General features: G+C 66.0%; 8 protein-coding genes. 4 read left to right on the top strand and 4 right to left on the bottom strand.

The features are described from left to right. Positions 1-999 precede the first annotated feature (999 nt). From OPF83_RS16935 to OPF83_RS16925, 3 genes are all read right to left on the bottom strand, one after another. On the bottom strand, positions 1,000-1,326 hold the full coding sequence (locus OPF83_RS16935; RefSeq protein WP_264888815.1) for a helix-turn-helix transcriptional regulator: 327 nt from the start codon (positions 1,324-1,326) through the stop codon (positions 1,000-1,002). Further along, positions 1,323-2,438, bottom strand: a complete 1,116-nt coding sequence (locus OPF83_RS16930; protein ID WP_264888814.1) for a tyrosine-type recombinase/integrase — start codon at positions 2,436-2,438, stop codon at positions 1,323-1,325. Before OPF83_RS16930 ends, OPF83_RS16935 begins: the two co-directional genes overlap by 4 nt. Before the next feature lie 360 nt (positions 2,439-2,798). Next, positions 2,799-3,167 (bottom strand): hypothetical protein, encoded by a 369-nt coding sequence (locus OPF83_RS16925; protein ID WP_264888813.1) that lies wholly within the window; start codon positions 3,165-3,167, stop codon positions 2,799-2,801. 253 nt (positions 3,168-3,420) lie between these two features. Here OPF83_RS16925 and mobF point away from each other — a divergent pair, with 253 nt between their 5' ends. Further along, complete coding sequence (mobF, locus tag OPF83_RS16920) at positions 3,421-6,939, top strand: MobF family relaxase (RefSeq protein WP_264888812.1); 3,519 nt, start codon at positions 3,421-3,423, stop codon at positions 6,937-6,939. Between the two features lie 34 nt (positions 6,940-6,973). On the opposite strand, the gene OPF83_RS16915 is transcribed toward mobF, so the two are convergent. Beyond that, positions 6,974-8,131, bottom strand: a complete 1,158-nt coding sequence (locus tag OPF83_RS16915; RefSeq protein ID WP_061917425.1) for a hypothetical protein — start codon at positions 8,129-8,131, stop codon at positions 6,974-6,976. 1,541 nt (positions 8,132-9,672) lie between these two features. Between OPF83_RS16915 and OPF83_RS16910 the strand changes: the two genes are divergently transcribed. The 3 genes from OPF83_RS16910 to OPF83_RS16900 all read left to right on the top strand — a co-directional run. After that, positions 9,673-10,248: a ParA family protein gene (locus OPF83_RS16910; RefSeq protein ID WP_061917422.1), complete on the top strand. Its 576-nt coding sequence runs from the start codon at positions 9,673-9,675 to the stop codon at positions 10,246-10,248. A gap of 571 nt (positions 10,249-10,819) precedes the next feature. Continuing rightward, complete coding sequence (locus OPF83_RS16905) at positions 10,820-11,137, top strand: transposase (RefSeq protein WP_264888811.1); 318 nt, start codon at positions 10,820-10,822, stop codon at positions 11,135-11,137. Further along, the coding region (locus OPF83_RS16900) for an IS3 family transposase (protein ID WP_309297801.1) at positions 11,134-11,751 on the top strand (618 nt) is incomplete at its 3' end. The genes OPF83_RS16905 and OPF83_RS16900, both read left to right, overlap by 4 nt.

The raw sequence follows: 11,751 nt of genomic DNA, 5'->3' as shown, positions 1-11,751 counted from the left end.
GTCGGCCGTGTGCGTCGAGTCCGGCCTGGGGTCGCTGGTGACCGCAGGAGGTGCAGGTGATGGGGTTCTCGCATAGCTGGTGGCAGCAGGGATCGCACACTGGCCCGAGCGGCAGGGTGATGCGCACTGATCGGGTGCGACCGCATACGGTGCAGCACTCTGTGGTTGCGGGCCCCGCCTGCCGGTGGGGTCGTTGTTTGGATCGGCATGACGAGCAGATCGGTCGCCCGGTGGGCACTCCCCTGTCGCAGGGTTTTTCTTGGCCGCAGATGGTGCATTCGGCGATCGGTGGGGTGTAGCAGCGATAGCAGATCCACTTGCCTGGGAGGCCGGGGTCGCGGCGGGCGTGAGGCGTGGATCGCGTGCAGTGGTGGCAGGTGCGAGGGCGGCTGAGGTGGTAACAGCGCGGGCAGAGCGGTCCGGTGTCGGTGATGGCGTGGGCCGGTTGATCGGGGCGTCCACAGTCGCTGCAGGTGTACAGCTTCTTGGGCCCGCAGGCCTGGCAGAGGGGTTGCCCGTCGATGCGGTACGCCACTGGGCGGGGTCGTTGGCAGCGTGAGCATGGTGGTCGACGATCAGGATCTGCGCGACGGCACGGGGCGCAGATCACGCCGTCCTCTTCGCGGGCGACGGGTGCCGCCAGGGTTCCGCATCGCCGGCACGGTGTTCGCCGAGAGGCGTTGTAGCAGGACAGGCACCAGTGTCCCCCACTCGGTGCGCGGTAGCGCAGGCGACGCTGTTTGCCGCAGCCGGAGCATCGTGGAGGGGTGATCGCTTCGGTGGGCAATGCCGCGATCTGGTCGAGCAGTCGGTGCAGTGCTGGCGGCGCATCGTCTGGGCGGGTCCGCACTGCTGCGGGGTGACGGCGCACGTAGTCGAGTACGTGTTGGAGCTCGTCCGGTAACAGTTCTGCGGCGGCGATCGCGGCGCAATGTGCTGTCTTGGTGTGGTCGGGGTGGAGGAAGGCGAGCATGGCCGCCAGGCCGGCCGTGGGGTCGGTCATGAGCCTGTGGGTCGGCGAATTGTGGTGCGTCGTACTGGCGGGGCATGGCTGGCGTCTGCGGTGCCGTTGGGTTTGGTGACCGAGACGTTGGCGGTGGTGATTTCGATGAGGTCGGAGGTGTCGACGTCGAGGATGTCGCACAGTGCGGCCAACACGTCCAAGCTGAGGCGTTGCGGGGTGGTGGTGACCAGGCGGTAGACCTGTTCGCGGGACAGGTGGACGCCGCGTTCGGCCAGCAGCGGTACGAGGTCGCTGGTGGCGAAGTGTCCGCGTTCGGCCATCAGGGTGCGCAGGTGCCAGGTGTAGCTCATTTTCTTGTTCACGGGCTCTCCCAAAGGTCGGGGTGGCGGCTCAAGGATCGGCGCAGCAGGCGGTTGCGGTACTCGTCGGACACGCCGGTGTAGATGGCGGTGGTCGCGGCATAGGAGTGGCCGACCTGGGTGGAGACGAACCGTTCGGGGTAGTCGAACTCCACCAGGTGGGTGACATAGGAGTGGCGCAGGCAGTGCAGGTCCAGCACCGGGTCCAGGCCGGCGGCGTCGCGGGCGGTGGTGAACGCGTCGTTGATGCGGCGCATCGAGATGCGGTCCGAGCGTTCGGTGACCCACAACGCCGGATGGGATCGGCATCCCAGAAGTGGGCGGATTTCGTTTCGCCAGTTCTCCAGGACCGGCACGATCCAGTCCATCTCCGGAACGGTCAACACAGTGCGGCGTTTAGCCGCCCCTCCCCTGCTCGCTTTGCCGAACCGGACGAACACAGCGCCACAGTCGCGGTAGCCCGGGGTGGTGGGGTTGTGCCGTAGGTCGGTCACGTCCAGGCCCCACGCTTCCTGGCGACGGAGCCCGAACGCGTAGATCGTCTTCAAAAGCGCGGCGTCGCGTTGCGCGGTCAGCGCGCCCTTGCGCCCTGTTCCCGGGATCGCTTCGGCGCGTCCGTCGGCGGCATCGAACAGTGCCTGCACTTCGTCATAGGTCAGTGGCCGACGCCCGGGGGCGCCTTCGTAGTCGGTGGTGTGGACGATGGTGTTCCACTCGTGCAGGATCTGCTGCGGCACCGCGTCGAAGAGTTTCTGGCACGTCGAGGCCCAGCCGTACCGGGGATCGGTGATGTAGTTCAGAAACATCCGGATCGTGATCTCGTACATCCGCGCCGTGGACATCGCGATCGAACGCTCCGCCTGCCGACGGTCGGAGATAAACGCCTCGACGTCCGCGCACGCCCAAGCCCACGGGTACTCGTTGGCGAACACCGCGAAGCGTCGGATCAAAGCGATACGTACTTCGATCGTCTTGGCTTTGAGAAATCGGGCGCGCTGTTGCATCGCCCAGCCGTCGAGCATCGCCTCGAACACGGCGGGTTTAGCGTCGAGGAAGGTCACGCCATCCGGTAGGACCTGGCGTGCGGAACCGGGGAGATCACCCCTCACAACCATGTTGCACACGATGCAACATCGAGTCGTCTAATGCAATGGCTAAAGTGGAGGTCCAGCGACGCTGGCGTAATAGTGAAGCGCGTTTCAGTGATCGTTCAGCGGGTTCACAATGAGGTCGAATGGCCAACCAGATGCAACTCCGCTCGGTTCCGTCCATACCCGTCGGAGATGGCGCCGGTCCAGATGTGACATCCATCGCCCGGGGCGCGCACGACACGGGACTCAAACGCGGCAATCGCCGCCTCGGTCGGAGGCAGCGTCGAGTCGTAGGGCCGGGACCGTGTCGGGACAGGCTGTGGCCGGGGACGGGCGTCCATTCCCGGGAGCGGGATGTCCTCGAACCACCGGCCCGAGGAAGGCTCAGGGCTGCTGGTCACCGTTGGTGTCCGCCGAGGTCTGATTCGCCGCTGGCGTGTCACCGCCGTCGGCATCGTTGACCGTGTCGTCGGTGTCGGTGGTGTTGTCCTTGGCGGCGCGGATCGCGGCACCGACCTCGCGGGCGGACAGTCCGGTCATCTCCGCCAGCTCGGCCTGCGCCACGCCCAGGTCCCGAAGCTCGACCAGCGCATCGCCGAGGGCGATCTGCGCGTCATCGCGGGCATCGATCGCCGAGAACACCGCGACCAGCTTGGCCTCACGCTTGCGCGCCCGCTCCAGCTCGTCGGCCATCGCCTGACGAGCCCTGGCCCGTGCGGTTTGTGAACGTGAATCAGTCTTGGTAGCCGCCATGACACCCGACCCTATTGCCCCACCCATCGTGCCGCAATGCCCAACCACCATGCCGCCGTCATCGCCGCGCCGTCCTGGTCCCCGATCGCCGCACCACATCTAGCACCGGCCGTGCTAGATCATCCTCGCTGTCGCTCGCCTAAACAGCCTCACACAGTAGGCACTACTAGTGACGTCAGGAAAACGCCTGCTCAGCGCGCCGCCGACGCGCCGTGCGTAGACGCCGCCCTGGGGCGCCTCTACGCTGGGGCTCATGATGAGCCTCCGAGCGGTGCACGCCGGTACTGGATACCAGTACCTGCTGCGCTCGGTCGCCACCCATGACGCTGACCCCGAGGGCAAGTCGCTGTCGGACTACTACGCGGCCAAGGGCACACCGCCCGGGCGGTGGATCGGCAGCGGATTGGCCGGCCTGCTCTCTGAGACAGCAACCGCCGGCGCAGTCGTGGGAGAGGTCCAAATGGCCGCGTTGTATGGCGAAGGTCTGCACCCGGACACCGATCAGATGATGGCCGAAGGGAAGAGCCTGGCCTCCTGCAAGCTGGGCCGGGCCTACCCCCTGTACTCCGGAGATGTCCCCGTGCTCGCGGCGATCTCCGCCGCTGAAAAATCGTTCCTCACTGCCGAGGGTCGCCGCCCCACTCCCGACGAGAGAAACCAACTCGCCGAGAGCGTGGCCCGCCCGTTCTACACGAGCGAGTACGGCTACGAACACGCCTCCGGCAAGGACGTCATCGCCTGGGTAAACCGCGAACGGGACAAGGTCCGCCAGGCCGTCGCCGGATTCGATTTCACCTTCTCACCGGTCAAAAGTGTCAGCGTTCTGTGGGCTCTGTCAGACGAGCACACGGCCTCGAAAGTGACGGCGCTACACCATCAGGCCGTGGCCGAGGCCCTGCGATGGGCCGAGGACAATGCGATCTACACCCGCGTGGGCGCCGGCGGCATCGAGCAGGTGAAAACTAAGGGCATCGTCGCCGCTGAGTTCACGCACTTCGACACCCGTGGCGGAGACCCGGACCTGCACTCGCACGTGTTGATCGCCAACAAGGTGCAAGGCCCCGACGGTCGGTGGCGCACCCTGGATTCGCGGACGATCCACCAGATGCACCAGGCGATCTCGGCCCGCTACGACGCTGTCCTGCACGACCTGCTCTCCCGCCGGATGGGTCTGGAGTTCGAGGCGCACTATCCGCACCCGGACAAAGCGCCGATCTGGGAAATCAAGGGCATCGACCGCCGTCTCATCGACGTGTTCTCCTCGCGCCGAGCACTCGCCCGCCCGGTCTACGAACAACTCGTCGCCGAGTACGTAGACAGATGCGGACGCCAACCCACCCAGCGTGCGGCGTACGCCCTGTGGCAGAAGGCGATCCTCGATACCCGCGACGCCAAAAAGCCCGCCCAATCCCTCGATGAGCACCGTGCCAAGTGGCGCCAGGTGGCTGAGCAGGCCATCGGCGCCGACGCCGTCTCATCCGTTGCCCGAGACGTCACCGAGCAGGCCACCGCCGATGCGCAGCGCAAGGCTTTCGACACCGACAGCCACGCCCGACAGGTCGCTGAACAGGCCGTCCAATCGGTGTCGTCGCGCCGCGCGCAGTTCCGCCGGTCGCACGTCGACACCGCCGTATCCACAGCTCTGAAGGGCTACCGGTTCGCCTCCTCAGGCGCCCTCGACCAGGCCCACACCAAGGTCATGGACATCGCGCTTCGCGAGCTCATGGTGGAGCTGACGCCACCTGAGCCACTGAGCCTGCCCGAGCCCCTGACCGGCCACACCGGCGCAGGAATAGACCGGCACGCAGGCGCCGCCAAGTACACCACCCAAGCCGTGCTCGACGCCGAGACCCGCGTCCTCGATGCAGCCCGCACACCCGTGGCAGTGATCGCACCCCGCGCCAAGCTCGAGAAGGCACTTGCCGCCCACGCCAGGGCCACAGGCTGGCCGCTCAACACCGGCCAGAAGGAACTGGCCCACCACCTCGTCGGAGCGGGAACCCTGCTCGCCGCCGGCGTCGGACCGGCCGGCACCGGCAAGACCACCGCCATGAAAGTGGTCGTGCAGGCGTGGGAGAACACGGGCCGTCACGTCGTCGGTCTAGCGCCCTCCGCGGCAGCGGCCAGCGTGCTGGCAGGCGACATCGGCACCGACTGCCACACCATCGACTCGGTGACCTTCACCTGGCTCGGCCGCAACCCGGGCGCCCCGGGCCGGAGCTTCGAGGCGCTGCCGGTGACCATCCGCCCCGGCGACATGCTGCTAGTCGACGAAGCAGGCATGGCCAGCACCGAAAACCTCGCCGCGCTGACCGAAATCGCCGCCGAATCCGGCGCGGTCCTGCGCCTGATCGGAGACCCCAAACAGCTCGCCGCCGTCGAGACCGGCGGCCTGTTCGCCGACCTGACCCGCACCCCGGGAACAGTCGAACTGAGCGAAGTCATGCGCATGGGAGCAGACACCGAACAGGCCGACGCAACGCTCGCCCTACGCGAAGGCAACACCGACGCCCTGGACCTCTACGCGCACCGCGGCTGGATCCGTGGCGGACACCGCGAGCAGATGCTCACCGACGCCGTTCAAGCCTTCCTCGACGACACCAAGGCCGGCCGCAAGAGCCTGGTCATCGCCTCGAACAACAGCGACGTCGACTCGCTCAACGAGGTCATCCGCGCCGACCGGATCGCCCACGGACACGTCGACGACACCCGCACCACGCGCCTTTCCCGAGGCGACACCGTCGGCGTCGGCGACACGATCATCGCCCGTGAGAACGCCAAGCTCTACACCTCCGACAGCAAGTACCTCGGCCGGGTGATCAACGGCCAACTATTCACCCTCACCGGCATCGCCGACGACGGCTCACTAAGCGTGCGTGACTGGGGCACCGGCAACGATATGGTCGTGCCTGCCAGCTACGCGAGCAAGAGCATGCACCTGGGCTACGCGACGACTATCCACCGTGCCCAGGGCGCCACCGTCGATGTCACCCACGCAGTCGTCGACACCTCGGTGGACCGTGCCGGCCTGTACGTCGCGATGACCCGCGGCAGACGAGAGAACCGCGCCTACGCCGTGTGCGAACCCACGGTCGACCTGTCAGCCGAAGACGCCCACATGCACTCCGCCGGCGACCACGACGCCCCCACCGCCGCCGAGGTACTGGCCGCCATCCTCAGGCGCGACACCCACCAAGCCTCCGCGACCGCAACACTGCGCGAGGAGATGACAGGCGCCACCGACCCGGCGCGCATTGAAGCGCTGTACCGCCACGGCGTCGACCTCGCTGCCCAAGCCTTCACCAGCTCAACACTGCCCACCTACATCGACGCCCTGCCGCGCCTCTACAGCCGACACCTCGAGCCCGGAGGCGACCAATACGACGCCCTCGCCCAAGCCTGGACCAACGCCGCCACCACCGGCCACGACCCCCGCGAGCTGTGGGCCGAGGCCACCGCGAACCTGGAGACCGCCGACAATCCAGGGGCCGTCATCGCGCACCGGATACGTCACGCGACAAATGAGGACCGGGACCGGGACGCCCTGCCCACCCCTCCCCCAATCGCGCCGGCCACCGACACCGAACTCGCAGCGTGGCTAGCGACCACCCACGGCTCGCTCACCACCGCACCGGCACCCGCAGCGTCTGACGACTTCGCTGAGTCCTATCTGGCCCACCGTGCCGCAGAACAAGAACGCGGCCCGGAGACCCACATCACGACGAGCTCGCCATGGGGGCCGTCTACCGACTCCTCCCCCGACCTGTGGTGACTCGCCCCGGCTCCGAGGCATCAGGCACCAGTGGTCAGGCGGCGGTGGCGGCCCATTGGTGGGGTGCGAGCAGCATGTCGGGGGCGGGTAGGGCGGCGCGGGCTGCGGCGACCAGTTCCCACCAACTGTCGGGATCGGCCTCGCGATGGCGATCTTGGGCAGCCATCGCCGCGCCCCAGGTGGTGGCTGATACTGGCGGGCCGGTCGAGGTGGCGCCGTAGGCCAGCGCGATGTCGGTCGGATGGATCTGTTCCGCCTCAGCAGGATCGGGGAATTCGCCCCACTCGGCCAGCGCGTCGGAGCGCTCCGGCTGATGCCGGGTGGTGAACCACCACACAAACACCGCCGAATGCAGCCGGTATAGGCGCACCCGATCAGCGTGCGCACCGTCGACACCAGCAGCAACGGCCGCTCGCGCTAACCGCGACCGACTCCGGTACACGCGGCCGTCAGCGGTGCACAAACCCAGAGAGCGCAGTGCGCGCAGTTTGCTGCGCACCGTCGCCGGACAAACACCCAACCTGGTCGCCAGCTCACGCACTGATACGCGACCAGCGGACATGTGGGTCCATACGCGCATGCCCAACACCCCCAGGGGGCGAGCGTGCCAGATATCTTCCCGGGCGCACTCGAGCTCAGCGTCAAGCTGACTCTGCATCCCCGGAGTAAATACTGCGCCACTTCTTTTCTTCCCGCCCCCGGGGTTCACGATCCGCCACACCGTCGCCCAGGGGCCTGCCGCTCGCTGCACGCGGGCGACCCACCCCTGCTGGCCAAGGACTTTCAGTCGGTCGGCGACGGCGTCTCTGGTCAGGCCGGCGGCGAGGGCCCAGTCCCGCTCGGACAGGTGCACCTCGGTGGCTGCGGCGGCGAGCGTGCGGGCGGCCAGCGCCAGGAGCACCAGGCGGTCCTGGGCTCCGGTCTTGCCAGTCCACCGGCCGGGCCGTGCGTCCATGCGGGTGAGCAGGTCGGCGACCAAGGCTTCGGCGACTCGGCGGGCAGGCGAGGGTCCTGCAGTGCTGCGCTGGGTGTAGCTGGCAGCGGTGACGGCTTTGGCCCACTGGCGTGCCAACTCGGCGGCCACGTCGAGTCGAGGGCTGCGCTCCCCCGCACCGGTGCGGCTAGTCCGTACAAACTCCAGGCCGGGCCACCGGTCGGTGAAAGCGGCCTCGTGCAGGTCGCGGTACTGCATCCGAGCGTGGGCGCAGGCCAATAGGATTGACCACCCCACCGCGGAGGCATCCGTGCGGGCAGTGATCGGGGCGCGGGCAAGGGCACGGATCTGAGGGTTCAGGGGGCGTTTGGGTCCGGAGAGGTACGGATGGCCTTGCGCGTCGACGTGCACAGGAACTGGGGCGATCCCAGCACCGGCGGTGGAGGTGCCCTTGGTCTGAGGTGGTTGTGTCAGCTGCGTGAGTAGCGTGCGCAACGCTCGCAGGGACACCGGGCGGATATGGGGATCTGTCAGGGGCACTGACGTGCCGCCGGCGCGGTGAGGCGAGCCCGGGGCGCGGACACAACCTGTACGCGAGTTGGACAGCGGGCCCCGATCCAGCGAGGGCCACGCGGTACAGAAAGCGTCGATGATCGGTGCCAGGCGGTGCGCCGAGATGGCGGTGCTCAGCCGGATCCATACGTGGTATCCCCCACCAGGTCCTGACGAGCACACCAGGTGCTCGATGCCCGCGCCAGTCAGGGCGGCTGTGCACGCGGCGAGGTCTGGGTCCGCGGTTGAGCCAGCATGGTGGGCGTCAAAATCCAGGGCGAGGAGCCGAAACTTGCCCGATTCATCGGTCAAGTGCAGCGCAAAAGGTGTATCTTCCCCCGGCGCGCCGTCGGTGAGACGTTGCGTGGCGGCGAAGGTATGCGCCTTGTGCGTGTCGACACGCACATACGGGCGCGGACTCCACGCGGACACCACGGAGTCCCACCACCAGGTGGGATCGGGGGGTATGAGGTTGTCGCGGTCAGAGTGAGACACGCCGATCGGATCGACTGGACCATCCGATGGGTATGACTTACTCTGAGAGGTGCCTGGAAGCACAGCTCTCCTAATCGGTGAGCAACACCGAGTTTGAGCGGTAACTCGAACTCTTGACTTTCGATCCCGGTCCACCTGCCAGTGGGCCGGGATCAGTCATTTCAGGGTTGCGGGGTGTTCAACTGTTGGCCGGGCGCGGGCCGGCCACCGCCTCACGCTGAAATTGCCTCCTCATCTGCAGGTGGAACTACGGCCTCGGGCAGGCCAAGATTGATGGCGGCGAGGTCAGACAAGTATTGAGACATCGAGACGCCTCTAGACCTGGCTTCCACCCGAAGTGCCTCGTACACCTCAGGGGCCATACGGACGGGCACGCGCATGCGCTCGCCGAATGACGGTCGCCCGGGGCCCCGCTGCTTCGTCGCCATGGGAGGAAAACTGCCACACTTGGCGCCACAAATCCTATCGACACGCCTAGGTGAGGTGGAGTTTTTGGCGCCGCCTACGGCTCTGTAGGCGGTCAGCGGCTGCGACACATCCGCAGCGGTGTATACCGCAAAACCTACACCGGTATACACCGCAACACCAGTACCGGTCTAACGGTGATTACTGATGTACCGTTATCGGTCCAAAGGTATTTCGGGATGTCCAGCGTGGCTAGCGCGCTCCTGTACTGCAGTTTTGGTATCAAGGTAATGACCACAATAGGTACAGCGGTGTCGAGGTGTAGGAAGATTGAGGTGTAGCGGGTTTTGAAGATTGCGGTAGTTAATACCAAGGGTGGCGTCGGTAAGACGACCACCGCCATTTACCTAGCGACGGTCGCGAGCGCGCAGGGCAAGTCGACTGAGTTGCTAGACGCGGACCCTCAGGGGTCGGCCACTAGTTGGGCTGAGATTGCGACGGAGGGGAGTGCGCCTTTGCCGTTTCAAGTCTCGCCCGCGAACAAGATCACGCTTTCGCGCGCATCTAGTAGCGACATCACAGTGATCGACACGCCTCCGGGTGCTGCTGACATCATTCAGGCCGCGATCGATGCGGCTGATGTTGTCGTGGTCCCCACTGCGCCGTCTGGGTTGGACCTCCAGCGCGTCTGGCCGACGTTGGAGGCTGCTGCACATAAGCCAGCTGGCGTCCTTCTCACGAGCGTTGAGCTCGGCACTAAGCTGCTCGAGCTCACAAAGGAGGCCCTTGAATCGGAAGGGGTGTTCGTATTCGAGAATGTGATTGGGAAGCGACAGGCGATACGCCAGTCATTCGGCACAAGTCCAACAAGCTTCTTCGGCTATCGAGACCTGATGGACGAGATCGTTGAGGTGACTAAATGAGTGGCAAATCGGAACCGGTGAGCCGTAGTTTGCGCCCACGGGCCGCAGCTCCCATCCGGCCGGTCTCGGAAACGTTCTCTGCTTCTGAAGCCGCACGTCCGGCCGGTCCTCGGCGTACGAAGACATCTCTAGCGCTTGATGTTGAGGTGTACCGGAGAGCCAAGATTGCGGCCATCCAACAAGGGGAGACCGTGTCTGAGTTTATCGAGGCAGCTATTCGAAACGCACTTCCTGAGTAGTTTCGCCAGAGGTGAACACCGCCGTTGGTAAAAACGGATCGAGGTATATACCGCTGACGGTGTCGGCCACCGAAGAGGTCGTGATCCTCAGGCTGGCAGGCAAGTCCGGTGCGAGCATCGAGCACGGGCGCCTAGCCGCGTGACGAGCCCGCCCTGTGATGAGGGGGAGTTGGCAACTAGCGTCTGAACTGCGAACTTTCCAAGTTCGCATTGGCGTCGAGACCCTGGTCCTGGGTAACGAACAGGTCTAGCAGCTTCGGCTTGTCAGCTTAGGCTGCATCGCCCCGGGTTTGATGGAGACATCGATTACCCGGGAAGGGATCATCAAAGTTATGGGAGCACCTCGCAAGTACCCGGATGAGCTTCGTGAACGAGCGACGCGGATGGCGCTGGAAGCACTGGCCGACCCCGACCGCTCACACGGTGCGATCGTGCGTGTCGCCGAGCAGCTCGGCGTGCACCGCGAGGCTTTGCGGACCTGGGTCCGCAAAGCCCAGGCCGAGGGCCAGGACCCTTCGTCGGTGTCTGCCGATCGCGATGCCCGACTCGCGCAGCTGGAGAAGGAGAACCGTGAGCTGCGGCGGGCGAACACGATCTTGAAGCAGGCGTCGGCTTTTTTCGCTGCGGAGCTGGACCGTCCACAGCGCTGAAGGTCGAGTTCATCGACCGCTACAAGGACGAGCACGGTGTCCAGCCGATCTGTGACGCACTGGCAGAGACCAGCGCCGCGATCGCGCCTTCGTCCTACTACGCCGCCAAGACCCGACCGCCCTCAGCGCGATCGGTTCGCGACGCTGAGCTCACGGCCGCGATCACCACGATGTACGAGGAGAACTTCCACGTGTACGGTGCCCGGAAGTTGTGGAAGGAGTTGGGCCGCGCCGGCCACCAGGTCGCCCGCTGCACCGTTGAACGCCTCATGAGAGCCGAAGGCCTCAAGGGGGTCCAGAGAACCAAGTCGCCGCGCACCACTCGGCCCAAGGCTGAGACTGAGCGGCCCGCTGACCTGGTGGAACGCAAGTTCGTCGCCGAGCGGCCAAATCAACTGTGGGTCGCCGACATCACTTACGTCCGCACGTATGCCGGGTGGGTGTACGCGGCGTTCGTCATTGACGTCTATTCGCGGATGGTCGTCGGGTGGCAGCTGTCCAAGAATCTGTACACCGACCTGGCTCTGGACGCGCTGAACATGGCGATTTGGCAGCGCACCCACGTCGGCGACGACCTTTCCGGACTGATTCATCACTCGGACCGCGGCGTGCAA

Source organism: Dietzia sp. NCCP-2495, assembly GCF_026011735.1.
Lineage (GTDB): Bacteria > Actinomycetota > Actinomycetes > Mycobacteriales > Mycobacteriaceae > Dietzia.
This window is presented reverse-complemented; position numbering and strand designations above follow the sequence as displayed.

What these genes read in the sequence shown, in the direction of transcription:
- OPF83_RS16930 (WP_264888814.1), bottom strand. Translation starts at nt 2,438, where the DNA reads ATGGTTGTGAGGGGTGATCTCCCCGGTTCCGCACGCCAGGTCCTACCG.
- OPF83_RS16915 (WP_061917425.1), bottom strand. Translation starts at nt 8,131, where the DNA reads ATGCAGTACCGCGACCTGCACGAGGCCGCTTTCACCGACCGGTGGCCC.
- mobF (WP_264888812.1), top strand. Translation starts at nt 3,421, where the DNA reads ATGATGAGCCTCCGAGCGGTGCACGCCGGTACTGGATACCAGTACCTG.
- OPF83_RS16925 (WP_264888813.1), bottom strand. Translation starts at nt 3,167, where the DNA reads ATGGCGGCTACCAAGACTGATTCACGTTCACAAACCGCACGGGCCAGG.
- OPF83_RS16905 (WP_264888811.1), top strand. Translation starts at nt 10,820, where the DNA reads ATGGGAGCACCTCGCAAGTACCCGGATGAGCTTCGTGAACGAGCGACG.